General features: G+C 46.4%; 20 protein-coding genes. 6 read left to right on the forward strand and 14 right to left on the reverse strand.

Features of this window, described 5'->3' with window-relative positions:
* Nucleotides 1-79: 79 nt before the first annotated feature.
* On the forward strand, nt 80-2,047 hold the full coding sequence (gene parE / locus P3X63_RS10540) for a DNA topoisomerase IV subunit B (RefSeq protein WP_026587256.1): 1,968 nt from the start codon (nt 80-82) through the stop codon (nt 2,045-2,047).
* Nucleotides 2,048-2,051: 4 nt separating this feature from the next.
* Nucleotides 2,052-4,475 (forward strand): DNA topoisomerase IV subunit A, encoded by a 2,424-nt coding sequence (parC, locus tag P3X63_RS10545; protein ID WP_077736711.1) that lies wholly within the window; start codon nt 2,052-2,054, stop codon nt 4,473-4,475.
* A 266-nt stretch (nt 4,476-4,741) separates the two neighbouring features.
* Here parC and P3X63_RS10550 read toward each other — a convergent pair whose 3' ends face one another.
* From P3X63_RS10550 to P3X63_RS10560, 3 genes are all read right to left on the reverse strand, one after another.
* The gene (locus tag P3X63_RS10550) at nt 4,742-5,524 is read right to left on the reverse strand and encodes a (S)-acetoin forming diacetyl reductase (protein ID WP_077736710.1); all 783 of its coding nucleotides are present in this window, start codon (nt 5,522-5,524) and stop codon (nt 4,742-4,744) included.
* Nucleotides 5,525-5,840: 316 nt separating this feature from the next.
* Complete coding sequence (locus P3X63_RS10555; protein ID WP_256860391.1) at nt 5,841-5,966, reverse strand: hypothetical protein; 126 nt, start codon at nt 5,964-5,966, stop codon at nt 5,841-5,843.
* A 27-nt stretch (nt 5,967-5,993) separates the two neighbouring features.
* Nucleotides 5,994-6,338: a hypothetical protein gene (locus P3X63_RS10560; RefSeq protein WP_026587259.1), complete on the reverse strand. Its 345-nt coding sequence runs from the start codon at nt 6,336-6,338 to the stop codon at nt 5,994-5,996.
* Between the two features lie 323 nt (nt 6,339-6,661).
* Here P3X63_RS10560 and P3X63_RS10565 point away from each other — a divergent pair, with 323 nt between their 5' ends.
* Complete coding sequence (locus tag P3X63_RS10565) at nt 6,662-8,074, forward strand: alanine/glycine:cation symporter family protein (protein ID WP_277692825.1); 1,413 nt, start codon at nt 6,662-6,664, stop codon at nt 8,072-8,074.
* Nucleotides 8,075-8,111: 37 nt separating this feature from the next.
* Here P3X63_RS10565 and P3X63_RS10570 read toward each other — a convergent pair whose 3' ends face one another.
* From P3X63_RS10570 to P3X63_RS10610, 9 genes are all read right to left on the reverse strand, one after another.
* Entirely contained in the window at nt 8,112-8,453 is a 342-nt protein-coding gene (locus P3X63_RS10570) for a hypothetical protein (RefSeq protein ID WP_026587261.1), read from the reverse strand.
* 114 nt (nt 8,454-8,567) lie between these two features.
* Nucleotides 8,568-9,254, reverse strand: coding sequence for a respiratory nitrate reductase subunit gamma (narI, locus tag P3X63_RS10575; protein ID WP_026587262.1), 687 nt, complete (start codon nt 9,252-9,254; stop codon nt 8,568-8,570).
* Nucleotides 9,251-9,793 (reverse strand): nitrate reductase molybdenum cofactor assembly chaperone, encoded by a 543-nt coding sequence (gene narJ / locus P3X63_RS10580; protein WP_077736709.1) that lies wholly within the window; start codon nt 9,791-9,793, stop codon nt 9,251-9,253. The genes narI and narJ overlap by 4 nt, the downstream gene beginning before the upstream one ends.
* A 17-nt stretch (nt 9,794-9,810) precedes the next feature.
* A complete protein-coding gene (narH, locus tag P3X63_RS10585) occupies nt 9,811-11,280 on the reverse strand; it encodes a nitrate reductase subunit beta (protein WP_026587264.1) in 1,470 nt (489 codons plus the stop codon).
* Complete coding sequence (locus tag P3X63_RS10590) at nt 11,270-14,956, reverse strand: nitrate reductase subunit alpha (protein ID WP_026587265.1); 3,687 nt, start codon at nt 14,954-14,956, stop codon at nt 11,270-11,272. Before P3X63_RS10590 ends, narH begins: the two co-directional genes overlap by 11 nt.
* Before the next feature lie 198 nt (nt 14,957-15,154).
* Nucleotides 15,155-16,396, reverse strand: coding sequence for a DUF438 domain-containing protein (locus tag P3X63_RS10595; protein WP_277692826.1), 1,242 nt, complete (start codon nt 16,394-16,396; stop codon nt 15,155-15,157).
* Nucleotides 16,393-16,635 (reverse strand): DUF1858 domain-containing protein, encoded by a 243-nt coding sequence (locus P3X63_RS10600; protein ID WP_026587267.1) that lies wholly within the window; start codon nt 16,633-16,635, stop codon nt 16,393-16,395. Before P3X63_RS10600 ends, P3X63_RS10595 begins: the two co-directional genes overlap by 4 nt.
* Before the next feature lie 91 nt (nt 16,636-16,726).
* The gene (locus tag P3X63_RS10605; RefSeq protein ID WP_077736705.1) at nt 16,727-17,830 is read right to left on the reverse strand and encodes a TIGR04053 family radical SAM/SPASM domain-containing protein; all 1,104 of its coding nucleotides are present in this window, start codon (nt 17,828-17,830) and stop codon (nt 16,727-16,729) included.
* Nucleotides 17,831-17,943: 113 nt separating this feature from the next.
* Nucleotides 17,944-18,411, reverse strand: a complete 468-nt coding sequence (locus tag P3X63_RS10610; protein ID WP_277692827.1) for a cyclic nucleotide-binding domain-containing protein — start codon at nt 18,409-18,411, stop codon at nt 17,944-17,946.
* Nucleotides 18,412-18,554: 143 nt separating this feature from the next.
* Here P3X63_RS10610 and P3X63_RS10615 point away from each other — a divergent pair, with 143 nt between their 5' ends.
* Nucleotides 18,555-19,277 carry a YwiC-like family protein gene (locus tag P3X63_RS10615; RefSeq protein WP_277692828.1) on the forward strand — a complete coding sequence of 241 codons (723 nt, stop codon included), beginning with the start codon at nt 18,555-18,557 and terminating at the stop codon, nt 19,275-19,277.
* A 44-nt stretch (nt 19,278-19,321) separates the two neighbouring features.
* Here the strand turns inward: P3X63_RS10615 and P3X63_RS10620 are convergent, their stop codons facing one another.
* Together P3X63_RS10620 and P3X63_RS10625 are read right to left on the reverse strand one after the other, a co-directional pair.
* The gene (locus tag P3X63_RS10620) at nt 19,322-20,035 is read right to left on the reverse strand and encodes a fumarate/nitrate reduction transcriptional regulator Fnr (protein WP_077736703.1); all 714 of its coding nucleotides are present in this window, start codon (nt 20,033-20,035) and stop codon (nt 19,322-19,324) included.
* A gap of 142 nt (nt 20,036-20,177) precedes the next feature.
* The gene (locus tag P3X63_RS10625; protein WP_026587272.1) at nt 20,178-21,365 is read right to left on the reverse strand and encodes a nitrate/nitrite transporter; all 1,188 of its coding nucleotides are present in this window, start codon (nt 21,363-21,365) and stop codon (nt 20,178-20,180) included.
* 219 nt (nt 21,366-21,584) lie between these two features.
* Between P3X63_RS10625 and P3X63_RS10630 the strand changes: the two genes are divergently transcribed.
* Together P3X63_RS10630 and P3X63_RS10635 are read left to right on the forward strand one after the other, a co-directional pair.
* Nucleotides 21,585-21,824: a DUF2164 domain-containing protein gene (locus P3X63_RS10630; RefSeq protein WP_026587273.1), complete on the forward strand. Its 240-nt coding sequence runs from the start codon at nt 21,585-21,587 to the stop codon at nt 21,822-21,824.
* Between the two features lie 42 nt (nt 21,825-21,866).
* Nucleotides 21,867-22,532, forward strand: coding sequence for a Crp/Fnr family transcriptional regulator (locus P3X63_RS10635; RefSeq protein ID WP_026587274.1), 666 nt, complete (start codon nt 21,867-21,869; stop codon nt 22,530-22,532).
* The last annotated feature ends 16 nt before the right edge of the window (nt 22,533-22,548 follow it).

Raw genomic sequence — 22,548 nt, forward strand, 5'->3', positions numbered from 1 at the left:
GATATCGCTTTGATTTGCATGTCAGAGTGTGTATTATTCTTTATAAGCAATGTTTGATTTTTGAAAGGGGTTTATGCATTTGGTTAAAAAACAGCAGGTTGACTATAATGATGATTCCATACAGGTGCTCGAAGGCCTTGAAGCGGTCAGAAAACGCCCCGGCATGTACATCGGTTCAACGGACAGCCGCGGCTTGCACCATCTCGTTTATGAAATCGTCGATAATTCCGTTGACGAAGTTCTGGCGGGCCACGGGGATCACATTATAGTGAAAATACATAAAGATAACAGCATATCGGTGCAAGACAGAGGCCGGGGAATGCCAACAGGAATGCATAAGCTCGGCAAACCGACTCCGGAAATTATTTTAACCGTCCTTCACGCAGGAGGTAAATTCGGCCAAGGCGGCTATAAAACGAGCGGAGGTCTGCACGGTGTCGGTGCATCCGTCGTCAACGCTCTGTCCGAATGGCTGACGGTGACGATCGAACGGGACGGAAATGTCTACAAACAGCGGTTTGAAAACGGCGGTAAACCGGTAACATCCCTTGAGAAAATCGGAACGACTAAAAAAACCGGCACCCTGATTCATTTTAAGCCGGACCCCAAGATGTTCAGCACGACGACCTATAACTTTGAAACGCTTTCAGAACGGCTGAGAGAATCAGCCTTTTTATTAAAAGGATTAAAAATTGAGCTGATTGATGAACGCCATCAAACGAAAGAAACTTTTTTGTATGAAACCGGCATCGAAGCTTTCGTCGCTTATTTGAACGAAGAAAAAGACGCGCTTTGCGAAGTGGTTTCCTTTGAAGGCGAACATAACGGGATCGAAGTCGATTTCGCGTTCCAGTTTAATGACGGCTATTCCGAAAACATACTGTCCTTTGTCAACAATGTCAGGACGAAGGACGGCGGGACCCATGAGTCCGGAGCCAAAACAGCGATGACGAGAGCATTCAACGAGTATGCGAGAAAGGTTGCGCTGTTAAAAGAAAAGGACAAAAATCTGGAAGGAACGGATATCAGAGAAGGATTGTCTGCGATCGTTTCTGTGCGCATACCGGAAGAGCTTCTTCAGTTTGAAGGACAGACAAAAGGCAAGCTCGGCACAAGTGAAGCAAGATCAGCGGTTGACGCTATCGTTTCCGAGCAGCTCGCCTATTTCCTTGAAGAAAATAGAGAAACCGCGACTTTGCTTGTGAAAAAGGCCATCAAAGCTTCACAGGCAAGGGAAGCAGCCCGAAAAGCAAGAGAAGAAGCGAGAAGCGGCAAAAAGAGAAAAAAATCGGAAGCGACATTAAGCGGTAAACTGACGCCTGCCCAATCAAGAAACCCGGCTAAAAACGAACTGTATCTTGTTGAGGGTGATTCTGCAGGCGGTTCAGCCAAGCAGGGAAGAGACCGGAAATTCCAGGCGGTTCTGCCGCTCCGCGGAAAGGTCATCAATACAGAAAAAGCAAAGCTTGCCGATATCTTCAAAAATGAAGAAATTAATACGATCATTCATGCGATAGGCGGGGGCGTCGGCGTCGATTTTGATATTGAAGACATCAACTATGACAAAGTCATCATCATGACGGATGCCGATACAGACGGTGCGCATATCCAGGTGCTTCTGTTAACCTTTTTCTACCGCTATATGAAACCGCTGATCGAGCACGGAAAAGTGTTTATCGCGCTGCCGCCGCTCTATAAGGTCAGCAAGGGCTCAGGCAAAAAAGAAATCGTTGAGTACGCCTGGTCTGATGAAGAAATGGACGATGTTCTGAAAAAAGTCGGAAAAGGATATACGATACAGCGCTATAAAGGTCTCGGAGAAATGAATGCAGATCAGCTTTGGGAAACGACGATGAACCCTGAATCAAGGACGCTCGTCAGGGTCAAAATCGATGATGCGGCCCGCGTTGAACGGCGCGTAACGACATTGATGGGGGACAAAGTTGAACCGAGGAGAAAGTGGATTGAGAAAAATGTCGCTTTCGGACTTGATGAAGAAAGCAATATTTTGGAAAATGAGAACTTATCGGTCGCTGAGGAGGTTTAAATAAATGGCACAGCCAGAGATTTTTCATGATTTACCATTGGAAGACGTGATCGGCGACCGTTTCGGCCGATACAGCAAATACATCATTCAAGACCGGGCGCTTCCTGATGCGCGCGATGGACTGAAGCCGGTGCAAAGGAGAATTCTGTACGCCATGCACGCGGAAGGAAACACGCATGACAAAAACTTCCGCAAAGCCGCGAAAACGGTCGGGAATGTGATCGGGAACTACCATCCGCATGGGGACAGTTCCGTGTACGAAGCGATGGTGAGGATGAGCCAGGATTGGAAGGTTCGCAACGTGCTGATTGAAATGCACGGAAACAACGGAAGCATCGACGGCGATCCGCCCGCTGCGATGCGTTATACAGAAGCGAGGCTTTCGGCGATTGCTTCAGAGCTTTTGCGGGACATCGATAAAGAAACGGTCGAGTTTGTGCCGAACTTTGATGATACAAGCAAGGAGCCTGTTGTTCTGCCGGCGATGTTCCCGAATTTGCTTGTGAACGGATCGACGGGAATATCCGCGGGATATGCGACAGACATCCCGCCTCACAACCTAGGAGAAGTGATCGACGCCGTCATTAAACGAATCGATTCGCCCAACTGCAGTGTTGATGAACTCATGGAGCTTGTCAAAGGGCCCGATTTTCCGACAGGCGGCATCATCCAGGGGAAAGAAGGCATTAAAAAGGCCTATGAAACCGGAAAAGGCAAAATCATCATCAGAGGAAAAGCCGAGATCGAAACGATTAGAGGCGGCCGCCAGCAAATTGTTATCACGGAAATTCCGTTTGAAGTCAATAAAGCAAATTTAGTGAAAAAAATCGACGAATTCCGGATTGAGCGCAAAGTTGAAGGAATTTCCGAAGTCCGCGATGAGACCGATCGCACAGGTCTCAGAATCGTGATCGAACTGAAAAAAGAAGCGGATGCACAAGGTATTTTGAATTTCTTGTATAAAAATGCGGATCTGCAAATTCCATACAACTTCAACATGGTCGCCATCCATAACAGAAGACCGATGCTGATGAATCTCACTTCTATTTTAGATGCCTATATCGAGCATCAGAAAGAAGTGATCACCAATCGTTCTCAGTATGAGCTGAGAAAGGCGAAGGAAAGGCATCATATCGTCGAAGGATTGATGAAAGCACTGTCGATCCTCGATGAAGTCATCTCGACGATCCGCTCTTCAAATGATAAGCGGGACGCCAAAAACAACTTGATTGCAAAGTTCGCATTCACAGAACCGCAGGCGGAAGCCATCGTTTCCTTGCAGCTGTACAGATTGACAAACACCGATATAACCGCTTTGCAGGAAGAAGCGAAAGAGCTGAATCGGAAAATACAGGAGCTGGAAGCGATCCTTTCTAATGATCGGAAGCTTTTGAAGGTCATCAAAGACAACTTGCAAAAGTTGAAAAAAACCTATGCAGGCGAGAGGCTCTCTGTGATCGAAGAAAAGATCGAAGAGATCAAAATCAACCTTGAAGTAATGGTAGCCTCAGAGGACGTCTATGTAACCGTAACGAAAGACGGCTATATCAAACGTACAAGCCAAAGATCGTTTGCCGCTTCAAACGGACAGGATTTCGGCATGAAGGATACCGACCGTCTGCTTTGCCAACTGGAAATGAACACGACAGATGTGCTGCTTTTGTTTACGAACAAAGGAAGCTATGTGTATTGTCCGGTTCACCAGCTGCCGGATATCAGGTGGAAAGACCTTGGTCAGCATATTACGAACATCATTTCCATTGACAGTGATGAGTCTGTCGTCAAAGCGATTCCTGTCAGGGAATTTACCGAGTCGGAATATCTTCTGTTTTTCACGAAAAACGGAATGACGAAAAGAACGCAGCTTCTTCAATATAAAGCACAGCGTTATTCAAAAGCCTTGGTCGCGCTTAATTTAAAAGGCGATGACGAAGTGGTCGATGTCCATGTCACAGACGGGACGAAAGACGTATTCATCGCTACACATACAGGCTATGGCTTATGGTTCACAGAGGAAGAAATCAGTGTTGTCGGCGCCAGAGCGGCCGGTGTTAAAGGCGTGAACTTAAAAGAAGGCGATTTTGTCGTCTCAGGACAGATTTTAGAGGAATCAGATGTGCTCGTCCTCGTCACACAGCGCGGCTCAGTCAAGCGAATGAACCGCAGCGAATTCGAAAAAACCTCGCGGGCCAAACGAGGCGTTCTCATGCTGCGGGAACTGAAGAAAAAACCTCACCGCATCGCCGGACTGCTTGCCTGCTCATATCATGACCAGATCATGATTCAAACTGAAAAAGGCTCCGCAGAGGAGATGCTTGTCAAAGAAATCAAACTGCATGACCGGTACAGCAACGGTTCATTCATCATCGACGAAGATGAAGCCGGAAAAGTAACAGATGTCTGGCTTAGCAAACATGAACAGGAGTGAGATAAAACTGCACTCCAATTGTCAGACAAGGTCTAGGGGGATCACCAGCAAAACGCGGATTTACAACATTGCCTCCTTGGCATTTTAGTGAGGAATTTAAAAAATAAAATCAACCATCAAAAAGAGCCGGAGATCGTTTTTTGATCATCCGACTCTTTTTGAGTATTTCAGGCTGGTTATGTCCCAGCCTCTTTTTACGTTATTACTTAATATATGGTTCAGAGTGAAGACATTCGTTCAGCTGATCCGTGCAGGTTGTTTTAACCTTAATTGAACACCATCCCGCCATCGATGATAAGTGCTTGACCAGTCATATAATCTGAATCTGGTCCTGCAAGGTAGGAAACGCATGCCGCTACATCTTCCGGTTTGGATAAGCGTTTTAATGCAATATTTTGAGAGAATTGCTCCAATCCCCATTCAAATGGCTTGCCTGCTTCATGAGCGGTTTGCTGTGCAATGTCCATCATCATCGGCGTTTTTACGATACCCGGACAAAAGGCGTTTACAGTAATGCCTAATTCAGCTAGATCTTTTGCTGCCGTTTGGGTGATACCGCGAACAGCGAACTTTGTTCCGCCGTAAACGGCTAAGCCCGGATTGCCGACTTGACCGGCTTGAGAAGAAGCATTAATGATTTTCCCGCCGTGTCCAAGTTCTTTGAAGGCTTTTACAGCTGCTTGTATTCCCCAATAAGTACCGCCAACATTAACATCATAGACTTTCCGATAATCTTCATATGTAATGCTTTCAATAGGGGTGGTTGGTCCAAGACCTGCATTATTGATCACCACATCAAGACCGCCAAGACGTTTTACTGTTTCATCGACAGCTTTAAAAACATCATCACGATCAGCAACATCTACTTTAACCGCGATTGCTTTGCCGTTAAGCTTGTTAATGTCCTCAGCAACTTGTGTTGCAGTTTCTTCATTATAATCAGCAACTGCAACAGCGAATCCGTCCTCTGCCAAGCGTTTGCAGATTGCTTCACCAATTCCTTGGCCGCCGCCGGTAACAAAAGCAATTTTTTCAGATACTTTACTCATATGAACATCTTCTTTCTATAAGTAATTGGTACAGGAGTATTATATCTTATATGTGTAGATTTGAAGTAAAGCCGCGGCATTTGTCGAAAAGATGTTTAAAATTTTTCGAAAAAATTTAATAGTTTTTAAAGGAGGCGAAAAACTGTGTGTCAGACTATAAAAGGGATGTTCCACTATAAAACAGCGATTCAGTTCAATCACTAAACGGATGAAGAGCAAATGAAAAGGCATGAATCCGTGCAATGCCGGACTCATGCCAATCAAACTGTTTCATGAAATTTTATTGTCTAACTTTTTGGGGCACTGCAAATATCATTCAGCTGTCCTGGCGATTAAACAGATCTGTAATCGCGTGCATGAATTCAATTCCTTGAAATACAAACAAGTTTAAAGCTGTCAATGAAAAGAGCCCGATAATCACCATTCTTATGATAAATAACATGTTTAAAAACCTCCTGTTTTAGTATGGTTATGGTTTTAGAACATGCGCTTTATCGAAATAAGAAGAGTGATAGAAAACTGCGAGCATAAATGCCTTCAGATGTTCTTTCCGCCGGTTCAGAATGTAAACTTGACTGGTAGCGGCAGCTAAGATTAAGAGCAGTATGAATTCAATTCGAAACCCGAGTGAATTCCATAATGATTTAGCCTTTTCCTCACCATGCTTGCCGATTGACAGTTCGTGAAGCTCATCGCCTGAAACTGCGGCTTTTTGTACATGATGATTTGCCGGCATCTGGGGCATTGAGAACGAATGAAGGCTCGCAATGACTAAAAAGAACATAGACAATTGCAGTAACAATGTCTTTTTCATCAGATCTCATCCCCTTAACGTCTCATAATCTTAACATATTTTATTAGATAATAAAAGATGATTTTTTTGTGACAGTTTTGCTTTATTTGTTGACAAATTCCTTGGTTTTTCGAGGACCATCACAATGAAAGCGCTTTTTTATATATGATTACACGTGTATCTCTGTTATAATGAGAATCGGGACTAAAGTAATGATGACGCCATAAATATACAGGGTTAAAAAACAGAAAATTCTATCTAGTTTTGCTTGCGTCATGATTATGATATAATCCTATCATGTTAGGAAACTTAACATCAAAATCAGTTTGTTGCAGGAGGGTGCTATGGAAGAAATTTTAAGCGAAATTATTAATGTCCCAAGCGGTTTTATTTGGACTTATTTAGTCTATATATTAATAGGTATAGGACTGTATTTTACTTTTAAACTGAGATTTGTCCAATTTCGTTATTTCTTTGAGATGTTTCGTATTGTCGGCCAAAAAGAAGAGAAAGGGCAAGGCGTTTCGTCTTTGCAGGCTTTCTTTATCTCAGCAGCTTCGCGGGTAGGAACGGGAAACCTGACCGGTGTGGCGCTGGCTGTTGCGACCGGCGGACCCGGAGCGGTCTTTTGGATGTGGGTTGTCGCTCTTGTAGGGATGGCATCAAGCTTTGTCGAGAGCACATTGGCCCAAGTCTATAAAGTAAAGGACGGCGATCATTTCCGCGGCGGTCCGGCTTATTACATGGAAAAAGCGCTCGGCGCCAGATGGATGGGCATTATCTTTGCCGTTTTAATTACGATTACATTCGGCTTGATCTTTAATGCGGTGCAAGCCAATACGATCGTCGGCTCCATGGAAGGGGCTTTCAACCTTGATAAAACAACGGTCGGAATTGTTCTTGCGGTATTGACCGGATTTATTATTTTCGGCGGCTTGAAACGGGTTGTAACAGTCACGCAATTAATTGTTCCCGTCATGGCCATCATTTATCTTGCCTTGGCTCTTTACGTCGTACTGACGAACATTTCGCAGCTGCCGGCTGTCTTTGCCATGATCGTGAAGGATGCGTTTGGCATCGAACAGATCGCAGGGGGTACCTTGGGATCGCTCATCATCATCGGTGCCAAGCGCGGTTTATTTTCAAATGAAGCCGGAATGGGAAGCGCGCCGAACGCGGCGGCGACTGCCAATGTGTCTCACCCCGCAAAACAAGGCTTTATCCAAACGCTCGGTGTATTCTTTGATACGATTGTCATCTGCAGTGCGACAGCCTTTATGATCCTTTTGTTCAATTTGACGCCGGGCAAAGAGCTTGACGGCATTCAGATTACACAAGCAGCGATGCAGCATCATATCGGAAGCTGGGCGCCTGCGTTTGTCGCCGTGGCGATTTTCCTGTTCGCTTTCAGCTCAATCGTCGGGAACTACTACTATGGTGAAACAAATATCGAATTTATTAAAAAGAGCAAAACGGCGCTTGCCGTTTATCGCGCGGCAGTTGTCGCAATGGTGATTTTCGGATCCGTCTCCGGCTTTCAGCTCGTATGGGACATGGCCGATTTATTCATGGGCTTAATGGCCATCATCAACCTGATCGCGATTCTCCTCCTGTCAGGAATCGCGGCCAAAGTGCTCAAGGATTATACAGCACAGTGTAAAGAAGGGAAGAATCCGGTCTTTAAAGCGAGCTCTATACCGGGGCTGAAGAATACAGAGGCTTGGGAAGATGAGAAGGAAACACTTAAATCAAAATAAAAGATGAAAAAGGCGTCTTGTAGATGACGCCTTTTTCTTATTGGCAGCTGAAAGATGTGATTTCATTCAGGTCAATCCCGAAGTACACCCAGCGGAACTGCCGCGGCCTCCAGCGGTAGCCTGCGATCGAACGCCTACCGAGAAAAACCGGGTAAAACCAAAAGCGGGCGCCGTTCCTTAAACGGATGTACGTAAATCTGAACAGGCATCTTCTGATTCCTCCAGGGTCAACGGCAAAAACCGAAGGGCCGCCGGTGTCTTGAGGAAGCTGGCTTGGGGGAGGAGGCAAAACCTGCTGCTGCGGTCCTCCTGCTCCAGGAGGAGGACCGGGCGGGAACTGCTGACGGTACGGGTCATATATATAATCGTATGGATACAAGCAAAAACGCTCCTTTCTAACTGTTTGCTTTATCGTATGATTTGCTGAAAAGATGGGTAGCTTGCCTTATAGAGAAAAAAATCCCTAAAGCCATTTTGGCTTTAGGGAGATGGTTTACATGCTTTTGCGCGGCGCCCGTTTCCTGTAGACGACATAGCTTCTTGTCAAATATTTCAGCGGCATGCTGAAAACATGGACAAGCCGCGTAAACGGCCAGACAATGAATATGACATAGCCCATGACGATATGAATTTTAAACCAGATCGGTACACTTGCCATAAGCGAGGGATCCGGTTTAAACATGAAGATTCCGCGGAACCAAGGTCCGATTGTCGTTCTGTAGTCGAATCCTTTTGAATCGATGTTGAGGAAAGTTGACGCAAGGCCGGTTATCATCATGAACAATAAGGCCGCTAACGTGATCAAATCGCCGGCTGAACTCGTTTTCCGGATTCGTTTGTCAGTCACTCTCCGGTAAGCAAGAATGATGAGTCCCGATAGTGCAGCAATTCCTGCCGGCAGTCCGAAACCGATGGCGACTTTATGATAAAGATGTTCTGAGACGCCGATTGTCTCATAAAAGCTTTCCGGAATTAAAATCCCCATCACATGTCCGCCGATGACAAAGAAGATTCCCCAATGAAAGAGGCTGCTGCCAAGCGCCAGCTTTTTCTTTTCGAGCATTTCGCTTGATTTGGCCGTCCAGCCAAACTGATCATGCTGGTAGCGGTAAATATGACCGCCGATAAAGATCGTCAGGACAATATAGGGGAGAATGACCCAAAGAATTTGTTCGATCATGGCTGTACAGTCCTTTCAACACCGATTTCCGCCAATCCTATAAACAATCCGTCCAACAGCGCGGCATAGATGCTTTCATTTTCGCTTAGCTGCAATCTCAGCTCTTCAAGATTCCCCGCATACTTTTGAAAGACAGCCGCCGCTTGATCGCGGTTGGCCAATGCGGCGAACTCCAGCATGAGCGGAAGGTAGTCAGGAAGCTCTTTTTCTGTCGGCTGAAAACCTGATTGCTGATATAAATCTTTCAGCTGCAAGAGCTCAATCCCGCGTTCCCGCTGTTCTCCGGAATTGAAGTAGGTGACATAAAGGTTCGTTTTTTTGCCGAAATCAAATGTGTATACATATGTTTCGATCAACTCTTCCGGAGAATAGAGAGCCGCCTCCTCCATAAATGAAAGCAATTTCTCTTTCAATTGCTGATGCTGTATCTGATTGATCATGGTTTGCCATTCAGAGCGTTCTTTTCTCCACTGTTCATCAGGGTAGGAGAGGAGATAGGAAAGTGCGGCGAAAACGGCTTGTTTATCTGTTGCATCCATTGTGCTTCACTCCAGTCTTATAGGGTTTGGCAAGAACCGGGTCCTCCGGCAAATGATAACCCGCAGCTTCCTTGTTCCATGTACAGATCTGCGACTTCTTCGCGATGGGTTTGCGGAATGACAAATCGGTCATCGTATTTGGCGATTGCAAGCAGACGGTACATATCTTCAATCTGTTCTTCAGTCAATCCGGTATCTTGTATCAGAGCTGAATCGATCTGTTTGTTCGTTTGGGTCGCCCGCATGTACATACGCATCACAGACATTTTCTTTAATGTCGTTCTAATATGGTGTGTATCACCGGCCGTCAGCAGATTGGCCAAATATTCGATCGGAATCCGCATTTCATCAATGGCCGGGAAGATATCCTCAGCTGATTGGGCCGTTCCTTTTCCTTCAAACATATTCATAATCGGACTGAGCGGAGGAATGTACCATACCATCGGCAATGTCCGGTATTCCGGATGCAGCGGCAGGGCGATTTTCCAATCGATGATCATTTTGTAGATTGGCGATTTTTGCGCGGCTTCGATCCACTCCAGCGGAATGCCTTGGGCTTTTGCTTCTTCTGCGACAGCAGGATCATTCGGATCCAGGAAAATCTCCAGCTGTGAGTGATACAAATCTTTTTCATTTTCGGCTGAAGCTGCTTCCTCGACTTTATCTGCGTCATAAAGCATGACACCGAGATAGCGGATTCTGCCGACACATGTCTCAGAGCAGATTGTCGGCAGTCCGGCTTCGAGACGAGGGAAGCACAGTGTGCATTTTTCCGCCTTGTTTGTCTGCCAGTTGAAATACACTTTTTTATAAGGACATGATGATACACAGTGCCTCCATGAGCGGCATGCATTTTGATCGACGAGAACGATCCCGTCTTCTTCGCGTTTGTACATCGCGCCTGACGGACAGGAGGAGACGCACGACGGATTGATGCAGTGTTCGCATATCCTTGGCAGATACATCATAAAGACGTCTTCAAATTCAGTCTTGATCGATTCTTCCATTTTTTTGACGTTTGGATCTTGGAGGCCTGTAATGTGGCCGCCGGCAAGGTCATCTTCCCAGTTCGGGCCCCATTCAAGGTTCATGAAGTCTCCCGTAATGGAAGACTTCGGCCGTGCAACAGGCTGGTGTTTTTTCTCCGGACTGTTTGTCAGTGTTTCATAATCATAATTCCAAGGTTCATAGTAGTCATCGATCGTCGGCTGATACGGGTTGTAGAATAAATTCATGAGCCGTGTTGTTTTGGCGCCTGATTTGAGCTGCAGCTTGCCTTTTTTCAGCTCCCAGCCGCCTCGGTATTTATCCTGGTTCTCCCATTGTTTCGGGTAGCCGATGCCCGGTTTTGTTTCGACGTTGTTGAAGTACATATATTCTGCTCCGGAACGGTTTGTCCAAGTGTTTTTGCATGTGACGCTGCATGTATGACAGCCGATGCATTTGTCAAGGTTCATGACCATCCCGATCTGCGCTTTAATCTTCAAGCCAATCGACCTCCTTCAATTTTCTGATCACGACATTGAGGTCGCGCTGATTTCCTGTCGGCCCGTAGTAGTTGAATCCGTAGCTGAGCTGTCCGTAGCCTCCGATCATCTGCGTCGGCTTGACATGAATGCGGGTCGGGCTGTTATGGGTTCCTCCGCGGTTATTCGTCAGCTTTGTTCCCGGCACGTTGATATGCCGGTCTTGGGCATGGTGCATAAACGCCATTCCTTTTGGAATCCGGTGTGATGTCACGGCCCGTGCGACGACGACTCCATTTCGGTTAAAACACTCGATCCAGTCGTTGTCCTGAATGTCGGTTTCTTCCGCATCGTCTTTATTCATCCAGACCGTCGGTCCGCCTCTGAAAAGGGTGAGCATCGGCAGGGAATCAAAATACATGCTGTGCACCGACCATTTATTATGCGGTGTTAAATAGTTCAACACGATTTCTTTCCCTTCTTGCTCAGGCCGTTTATTTACGAAAGGGCGGTGGATCAGAATCGGTTTGAATGTCGCCATGTTTTCCCCGAATTCTGTCATCATTTCATGATCAAGGTAAAAAGACTGTCTGCCGGTCAGCGTTCTCCACGGAATCAGTTTTTCAACGTTCGTCGTAAACGGAGAATAGCGCCGTCCGCCTTTTTCAGAACCGCTGAAAGCAGGGGAGGTGATCACCGTTTTCGGCTGAGCTGAAATTTGCTCAAATGTGAAGCATTCCTCTTCCCGTTCTTCAGCTAAATCTTTCAACTCAAGATTCGTTATTTTTTCAAGCGATTCCCACGCTTTAACGGCTACTTTCCCGTTTGAAGTGGAAGAGAGGGTCAATACCGCTTCAGCAGCTTGTCTTGCATCACTGATGTCAGGACAGCCTTTGGCGATCGTGTCTTCTTTTACGACGCCGAGCGTTTTTTTGAGAGAATCATATTCTGCTTCAACAGACCAGTTCATACCTTTCGTACCAAACGGCTGTTTGGCAACATTCGGCCCGAGCGATGTCATCTTATTGTAAATCTGCTTGTAATCCCGTTCCACGACGTGAATTTGCGGCATTGTTTTCCCTGGAACGGCAGGGCAGTCATCTTTGCTCCAGTCTTTGATTTTCCCGAGCGGCTGCGCCATTTCTTGTGGAGTGTCATGGAGAAGAGGAGTCGCAACAGCCTCTTTGACAGGTTCCATGTCAACTTCTTCAGCCAGATCGGAAACCGCTTTTGCTAATGCTTTGAAAATATCCCAGTCAGACTTTGATTCCCACGGCGCTGAAATGGCCGGGTTAAACGGATGGATGAACGGATGCATATCCGTGCTGCTGAGATCGTGTTTTTCGTACCAGGTGGCCGCAGGGAGCACAATGTCGGAGTACAGAGCGGTACCCGCCATCCTGAAGTCGAGATTGATCAATAAGTCGAGCTTGCCTTCAGGCGCTTCGTCGCGCCATTTGATTTCTTCAGGACGGATGCTGTCCTGATCATCGTTCATCAGTCCGTTTGTCGTACCGAGCAAGTGCTTCAGAAAATATTCATGACCTTTGCCGGAGCTCGAGATTAAGTTGGCTCTCCAGACAAATAGGTTTCTCGGGAAGTTCTTTTCATTGTCAGGATCTTCAATCGAAAACTTGAGCTTTTTCTCTTCAAGCTGTCTGGCAATATAGCTTCCGACTTGCTGAGCGTTTTCAGCGCCTGCTTTTTCTGCTTCTTTATACAAGTCGATGCCGTTTTTCTCAAACGTCGGATACGATGGAAGCCAGCCGAGTCTTGCCGCCAGCACATTGTAATCAGCATGGTGCTTGTAGCGCGATGTTTTTGCGATTGGGGAAGCGAGCCCGCTGATTTCCTGATCTTCATAGCGCCACTGGTCGGTAGCGAAATAGAAGAAGGATGTGCCGTTTTGCAGTTTGGCAGGGCCTCCCCAGTCTTTGGCCATCGCGATCGTCTGCCATCCTTCGGCCGGACGGAGTTTTTCCTGGCCGACATAGTGGGCCCAGCCGCCTCCGTTAACCCCTTGGGCTCCGACGAGAAGCACAAGGTTCAGCACAGCTCTGTAAATGGTGTCTGAATTGAACCAATGGTTAATCCCGGCGCCGACAATGATCATTGAGCGGCCCTCTGTGTCAATCGCATTTTGCGCGAATTCCCTTGCGATCTTGATCACCATTTCACTTTTAATGCCAGTAATCGGCTCTTGCCAAGCCGGTGTAAATGGTTCAGGATCATCAAATGATGCCGGGGTCTGTCCGCCGATTCCGCGGTTGACGCCATAGTTGGCGAGAGTCAGGTCGAAAACGGTGGAAACAAAGACTTCCTCGCCGTCCAGGATGACTTTTTTGATCGGAAGCGGTCTTTCGATCACCTTATTGCCTTCATGTGAGAAGTAAGGAATGTTGACCGTGCCGATCATATCTTCATGTCCAAGCATGGAAAGCCGAGGTGTGATCGGTTTTTCTGAATCCTCATCAACCATGCGCAAGTTCCATTTTCCTTGGCCGTCCCAGCGGGAGCCCATCGTGCCCTGCGGAATCGCAAATCCATCTGTGTCTTCGTCCCAAACGGCAGGCTTCCATTCATCGTGCTCTGTCGCACGCCCGATATCTTTAGCATGGAGGAAGCGGCCTGCTGTGAACGTTCCGTTTTCCTCTTTCAAAGTCACCAAAAACGGGAAATCGGTATATTGTTTTGCATAATCAATAAAACGTTCGGTCTTCTGGTTGACATAAAAGTCTTGCAGAATGACATGGCCCATCGCCATGGCCAGTGCTCCGTCGGTTCCTTGTCTGATGCTCAGCCAATCATCGGAAAACTTAGATGACTCAGCGAAATCCGGGCTGATCGAAATCACTTTTGCTCCTTTATAGCGGGCTTCGGCCAAAAAGTGTGCATCAGGTGTTCTTGTCAGCGGTACGTTGGAACCCCAAGTCATGATGTAGCCGGAGTTGTACCAGTCGCTGCTTTCGGGAACGTCGGTTTGATCTCCCCAAATCTGCGGTGAAGCAGGGGGAAGGTCGGCATACCAGTCATAGAAGCTCAGCATCGGGCCGCCGATCAGCGACATAAAGCGAGAGCCTGCCGCATGGCTGAGCATGGACATAGCTGGTATCGGCGAGAATCCGACATTGCGGTCAGGTCCGTATTTCATGACTGTATATAGAAGGGAAGCGGAAATCAGCTTTAAGACTTCGCTCCATTCGGCGCGGACAAAGCCGCCTTTTCCGCGCGCCTGTTTATAGGCTTTCGCTTTTTCAGGATTTTCGACAATCGATTTCCAGGCTTCCAACGGGTTTTTGTAAGTTTTTAGCGCCTCGCGCCACATTTGGATCAGCACGCCGCGGACATATGGATATTTGACGCGGAGCGGACTGTAAATATACCAGGAAAAGCTGGCTCCGCGCGGACAGCCGCGAGGCTCAAAGTCAGGCATATCAGGGCCTGTCGAAGGGTAATCAAGGCGCTGTCCTTCCCATGTGACAATGCCGTTTTTAACGTAGATATTCCAGCTGCAGGATCCGGTGCAGTTCACCCCGTGGGTGGAGCGGATCACTTTATCATGCTGCCATCTATTTCTGTATACATTTTCCCAATCCCGGTCTTCATAAGTGGTTTGGCTGTGATGATCAGAATGATGTTCTATAGGAGAGAAATAGTTTAATCTCCTGAAAAGTGGACTTGTTTTCTTTTTTTTCATGACTGTTTCACTCCTTTGTCGGTGCTGCTACCCTCACTATATACGGAGGAGAAGCGGCACCTTGTTAACTTTGTCACAATGTTGCTTCATTTCACGAATTCGTCACAATTTCAGGACGGCCTGTGAAAATGGGGCGGGGACTGAGGAATTAAAAAAGCCTGCTTCTTTAAGAAAAGAAAGCAGGCTGGGGCGCCGTTTTCATTCGCCTGTATCTAAAATTCTTTTTTCCCCGGTTATCTCCTGGATCGGGGCGATGTTTTGCGTGAATTCCAAAGTGCCGATGTAGTTGTTGTTTTCATCGCGTACGGCAAAGTAACGGATGAAAACATATTTATCTTTAAACTTGATCCAAAAATCTTCGACATCTTTTTTGCCCGATTTAAAATCGTCGAGAAGCTTGTTGACAATATGAACGCTTGCCGGTGGATGGCAGTTTTGGACGGTGCGCCCGATCACTGCTTTTGTCCTTGCAAAAATCCGTTCTTTACCGTGGGAAAAGTAGCGGACCACATCGTTTTCATCGATAAAGGTGAGGTCAACAGGAAGGTGATTCAGCATATGTTCAAGCTGTGTTACAGATAAAATACCTGTTGGAAGTCTGACATATCCGCTGGCTGTTTCTTCATTTATGTTGATCTGGTGCCGTTCAGGCTGCCAGACGGCTTCGGGGGCTGTCAGACAGTAGCCGATTTCATCGCTTTCCGCCGCGATTTTCAGCCATTCATCCTCGGTCAATGTCCGGAGGGCCATCGGCAGAAGAATATTCTCTTCTTTGTAGATCATTTCTGTGCCTTCATTGATGATAAAGCCGATCTCGCGAATGACGTCATCTTTTTTATCAGATGTGTAGTGTTCCAATAAGCGCTTGGCTTCTTTGATGCTTTTGCGGATGAAATCATCAACAGCCCACATCACTTGACTCGGCCCGTTGATCCCGTACTTTTCTAAGTAGGGGAAAAGGAGGTTTTCTTTTCTGCTGTAATGTTTGTCGACATCGGCCAGCAAATGTAAGTCTCCGATCAGCTTGTGTATGTTTTCCTGATTGTCTTCCTTTTCAAAACGATCGAGATGGAGCTGGATCTTAAAATTCAACAGAAGATCGAGTTCTTTATTTTCCTTTATAAACGTATGAACAGGATGGCCGGGCTCTTTGTCAGCCTCCGGTTTGTGAATATCGTCAATCGAACCTTTGAAAACGGAAGCGTGGACGGAACAGAGCTCCCGGATTTCTTCAGGCTTGATGCCTTCTTCCTTCATTAACGCCTGCTCCAATTGGGCGATTTCCTCGGCAGTGACAGATCCGAAAGCTTTTTTAAACCGCTCTTTTACCACTTCAAGAGATTTTCCTTTATGAAGGTCAATGATGATGTCTTTGAGCTGCTGTTTTTTTTCGCTTGACATTTCCCGATGTTCTTCCCGGTTGTTGATGAATTCGCTCATTGTTTGTCTCCTTTCCAAACGGGGTCAAATCCGTGCGCTTTTAATTTGTCTAAGACAAGCGTCAGGTCAATTTGTTTCATCCGCGCGCCCTTAGGTATTGTCATGATGCGCCCGGCGGTTTCAAGCATTCCCGGCTTTGTGATATGTTCAAAGCCGACGGCCTTCATCAAGGTTTTGATTTCAGGATGCTGTGTGCAAAGTTCATAAACAGACTCATTCAGATCAATGGTTTTCTTCAGAATGGATCACATCCTTTTGAAATTGATGATCTCTCACTGTCTTTACGATAATACAGGGCGGCGGAGAAAATTGTGACGCAGATCACAAAGATTAGCGCAATGCTTTCGGAATATAAATGCAGCTCGGGTCGCTTTCCAAATAGTCACCTGTCAGAGCATATGCCCGTGAGCGAGAACCTCCGCAAACATGGCGGAATTCGCAGACACCGCATTTTCCTTTCAATATGTCTGGATTTCTTAGATCTTTAAAGATCGCTGACTCGCAATAAATATCGGCCAGCGGCTGCTCACGGACGTTTCCGGCTTGAACCGGCAGGAGTCCGCTCGGATACACATCACCGATATGGGAGATGAACATAAAGCCATTTCCGTCATTCACGCCCTTAGGAGCGCGTCCCAAGCCGCCGATCACATCGATTTTGCCTTTTTCTAAAGCGTGCTCGTAGCGGATCTGCATGTGGGGATCTTTCGCTTCACGCATTTTTTGCTGAATCACGACCCGTCTATAGTGCTGAGCCGCTGTTGTTTTAATATCGAAAGGCGCTTCTTTGGCCAAGCGGCTGAGCCACAAAAATGCTTTTTCGTGTTGGACGGGAGAAATCATGTCTTCCCGTTTGGCGCGCCCGGTCGGAACAAGGAAAAAGACGCTCCACAGCACGCAATCCAATCCTTCAATCAGCTGTGCCATTTCCTCCAAATAATCGATGTTATATGTTGAAATGACGGTGTTGATCTGCAGGGGCAAACCGAACGCATGGATGTGCCGAATGGCGTCCATCGTTAAATCAAAAGATCCGTCTGTCCCCCTAAAATGATCATGGATCTCGCGGTTCGGTCCGTCCAGGCTGAAAGCCCAGCGCGATAAGCCGAGATCTTTGGCGGTTTTGATCGCTTCCTTCGTGACATTCGGTGTCGCGCTCGGTGTCATGGATATCCGGACCCCTTTTTGGACGGCATACTCAATGATGTCGAAAACATCTTCTCTCATTAATGGGTCGCCTCCGGTCAGGACCAAAAGAGGGTTGTTCATGGCATGGATTTGATCGATCAATTCTTTTCCTTCCTGAAGGGAGAGCTCCCGCGGATCCCGCATATTTTGCGCAGATGCCCGGCAATGAAGGCACTTCAGCTCACAAGCTCTTGTCAGTTCCCAGATGACGATAAACGGAGCTTTCTGAAAATCACAATGTATCATGGTTGATCTGTCCTTTCCTAAAGAGCATTCATCTGTAGCGTAGCGGAAATAGAGGAGAAAAAAAGTTAAGTAGATCACATTTCAAAAAAAGAAGAGAAGGGGGGCCGCCCTTCTCAATCGTCGTCTTCTGAAGAGGAGTGGAGATAGCGTAAAAACAGCTGATAGGAACAAAATAAATTTTGCTGAAGCAGAATGAGAAAGTTCACTTGCAGCTGTTTATTGTAGGTCATCATTTTTTTGAATATATGAAAAGGAATTTCAAGAACAGCGGTTTCTGCGGTGGTTTTGACCGAAATAAACGGAGATAAAAACGGCTCTCCCTTTTGGTCGATGGGAAAAACATCGCCCTTTTCCCATTCGGCGATGGTGCGGGCTTCCTCCGGAAGCCTTCTGTCCGAAAATTGAACTTCTCCTTTTAACACAAAATAGACGGCTTGTGCATGAAGGAACGACCGGGAAGGGCGGGATGAGGCGATATCAATCACCTTTCCGTTTTTCAGCAGTTTTTTGACGATGGGGAGGGGCACCCCGAAAAACATCGGAAGATTTTTCAAGAATAATAAATAGTCAAACCGGTCCATAGAACATCCTCCTTCTATATGTTAGCTCAAGTATAGAGTGACAGGCTATAAATGGCAGTGATATAATTCACACTTCTGTATGCAAAATGTCACTTTGTGATAGAGTGAAACTTTTTATAATGGAATAGAAGGGAGGATGTCTGATGAAAGTGTTGATACCGAAGCAGCACGGCGCCTGGGCGATGCTTGCGGTTCCTTTTATTCTCGGTGTGGTTGGCGGCGGAGCGGATGGCCGGCATGTACCGCTGTTTATCGGTTGGCTGTTTTTGTACCTGGCTGCTTTTCCTGTGACGATGATGGTGAAAAAGAAGAAAACTGCTTATTATCAAAAATGGGCGTGGGTCTACAGCATTCCGGCCGTCTCGTTTCTGGTTATTGCCGTATGGATGGAACCGGGACTCGTGCTCTTGGGAGTCTCTCTGTTTCCGCTGTTTCTCATCAATCTTTATTATGCGAAAACAAACAACGACAGGGCGCTGTTGAACGATATCGCGGCGATCGGCGTGTTCAGCGCGGGAGGAGTAGCAAGCTATTGGATCGGTGCCGGGATGCTGGACGGCTGGGCATGGTTCATTTTCATTCAATCGATCCTGTTTTTCACCGGCAGCGCCTTTTACGTCAAATCGATGATCCGCGAAAAGAAAAACAAGCGGTTTAAATGGTATTCTTGGGGCTATCATACGGTCCTGCCGATTTTGTCGTTGGGGTTTGGAGCCGGGTGGGCTGTTGTCGGATTGATTCCGAGCAGCATCAGAGCTTGGCTTTTTTACGGGCGGAAACTGTCGGTGAAGAAAATCGGGATCTTTGAATTGGTGAATGCCTGCGTGTTTTTGACAGTGGTCAGCGTCTTTTTGCTGAGAATATAAAAACAAGGACAATTCGTTGCTCTGTCCTTGTTTATTCTCTGTTTTTAGTCGATGTTACATATTTCGAGAGGGCAGTTTTCACAGTCGATTTCACGCTTTAAATGGTTGAGCTGGTGGATGACGATTTTTCCGGAATCTTCAATTGAAATGACACCGGTTTTCCTAAGATCGCTCAGCATGCGGTTGATGCTTTCTCTAGCGGCCGCACAAAATTTCGCCAGCTCCTGATTTGTCAGCACGATGTTGATGAGAATGCCGTCGCTTCGCGTGATGCCGTAGCTGTTCGCAAGGCGGATCAAGGTGGAGTACAGCGCGCCTTTCTTGCCATTGAGAAGAAGGTCGCGGATTTTGGATTGGATTTTTCGCAAATGAGTGCTCATCCATTTCATGAATTCAAAGGTTAAGGCACCATTTTGAATCAGTTCTTTTTCGAGCTTTTCTTTATTGATGACCAATACTTCTCCATCCAAGAGGACTTTAGCGCTCAGCATATATTTCGCTTCATCAGAAAAAAGCGTCAGCTCCCCGACAATATCATTTTTTTTGCACATTCTCAGTGTCAGTTCTTTTCCGTCAGACGTTAATTTACCGATTTGGACGAGTCCTGACTGAATGAGATACAGTTCTTCAGCATCCATGCCTTCTTGAAAAAGGAATGTATCCTGCCGGATTTTTCTTTTCGTACTGATCGATTCCAATAAATGATACAGATCGGCTGAGAGCAAATCTGTGTCGGATTTTCGAATAGACATGTTCATTGAGTGTCACCCCTTTTGCAGTTCTATTGTAACGTTAACTTGAGCCCGTTCAGCCTTTTAAAAATAACAATCTTGTGAACGTGAATCTAAAGTCCTGAAAAAACCTGAGACCAATAGTCTCAGGTTCTTCATATTCCGGCTTTTATATATTGTTTGTGTTTGTTTTCGATGCCGAATTTCTCATGTCCTGAAAGTACATCCATGCCACAATCACAAAGCTGGCAAGCGCCGCTTCAGACAGCGCCATGAAGCCGATCGCATACTGGCCTGTCGCCTGAAAAACGCTCGATAGGATGAGCGGCGGGAAAAAGCCTCCTAAACCGCCCATCGCTGAGACGATGCCATTGACAATTCCCGCCTGGTTTGTCGGAAAGTAGAACGGGACCAATTTAAAGACGACACCATTGCCGATTCCCGCGCATACGGCAACGGTCAAAACACCGAAACCGTAAAGCGTCAGGTCTGGAGAAAAGGCCAGTAAAACACCTGATAATGTGCATCCTGCGAATACATACATTAAGAGTTTCAGCGGATTGAACTTATCCGCAAGCCAGCCGCCGACAGGTCTGAGAAAAGTGGCGACGGCGATGAAGCCGGCGGTTCTAATTCCCGAATCGACGGGATCCAGTCCGAAGTTGTTGACAAGAAAGTTCGGCAGATAGACGGTGAAAGCTACAAAGGAACCGAATGTGATAAAGTAAAACAAGCTTAAAAACCAAAGCTTTTGATTGCGGTAGACGGCCTTCATTTGATCCTTGACAGAAACGGTGATCCGCTTTTCTTTTGGATCTCCAAATAAAAAGTTCAGCAAGGCAAATGCGGCGACTAAAATCAGAAACATCCGGACCGTATTCGACCATCCTATCGCTTTGGCGATCACGGGAGCGGAAAATGTGGTAATCGCCGTTCCGATGTTTCCGGCACCATAGATGCCGTTTACAAAACCGTGTTTTTCTTTAGGATAATACTTCGGCAGCGATGTCACACCGATAGAGAAGACCGCTCCGCTGATCCCAAGGAAAAAACCGCCGATGATTAAATCGGACAAAGAATCTGCAGTGCTGATCCAAAAGATCGGGAATAGAAGCAGCAAAAAACTGATCATAAACGTCATTCTTGCTCCAAATTTGTTTGTGTAGTACCCAAGCGGAACCCGGAGCAGGGATCCAAGGATGACCGGGATCGCGGTAACGAGGGAGATTTGGCTTTCAGTCAGAGCGATATCTTGTTTAATGTGAGGCATGAGGGAAGAAATCAACACCCAAACCATAAATCCTGCCACCAAACTAATTGACTGCAGCGGCAATTGCATTTTTTGACGTTTTACCATTAGGGAATACTCCTTTCAAAGAGAAAAATGAAATATTTCATTGGCATGTTTTTATCTTACAAAATGTCTTTCAAAAACAATGTGAACAACATCACACGTTCAAGATGATAAGATGGTGTTGAATAGGCGGTCAGGCAAAAGAAATGAGAAAATCACAAAAATAGGTCGTTCATTGATGAACATTTTCGTTTATCATGAAAAGAAAAAGGAGTGCTAGGCGTGTTTTTACAGCTGACACAGGAAGAAAAACAGGCGATGATGAATGAGATCAAACGTTTTTACCTTGAAGAGAGGGGAGAAGACGTCGGAGATATTGCGGCGATTCAGACGTTTGAATTTATCAAGGAAAAGCTTGGTCCTTACTTTTACAATCAGGCGTTAAAAGACAGCCGCAAGGTCGTGGAAGAAAAAGCGGCGGCGATAGAAGAGGAGCTTTTTGCACTGGAAAGGCGCCTTTGACAGGGGGCTTAAAGGCAGTCATTTGAAGGGATTGAGTTTGCGATGGAATTTTTGAAGCAGTTCCTGATTTTCAGCGATTTGAATGACGAAGAGTTCAAACAGATTGAACAGATCGCATCAAAGCGCAAATATCAGCCGAGAATGTTTGTTTTCATGGAAGGGGAAGAGCGGGAGGCCGTTTTTTTCATCAAATCGGGGCTAGTGAAAGCGTATAAGATTGATGAAGACGGCAATGAGCAAGTCATTTCCCTTCTGCAAAGCGGAGAGATGTTCCCGCACGTCGGTTTTTTTGACCGCTCCCCATACCCGGCAACGGCTGAAGCGGTTCAGGAAACCGAATTAATCGTGATCCGGATTGACGATTTTAATCATCTGCTCATGACATATCCGGAGATGACGATAAAGGTTATGAACCTGATGGGCAAAAAAATCCTTGACCTGCAGGAACGCATTCAAGGATTTATTTCCAAAGATGTGCAGCACCGGCTGATGCACGCCTTAGAGAAGTTAGCGGCTGAACACGGGGTGCGAAAAGGAAAAGACGTCTATATCAATTTGCCGATCACCAATCAGGATTTTGCCAATATGGTCGGAACATCAAGGGAAACGATCAACCGCACATTGAATGAAATGAAAAAGAAAAAGCTGCTGTCCGCCGACAGAAGCGGGATTCTGATACATGATTCAGATTGGCTGAAAAGGCTCTAGTTGTATGCCTTTGCCG

Origin of the sequence: Bacillus sp. HSf4 (assembly GCF_029537375.1) — a bacterium.
Classification (GTDB): domain Bacteria; phylum Bacillota; class Bacilli; order Bacillales; family Bacillaceae; genus Bacillus; species Bacillus sonorensis_A.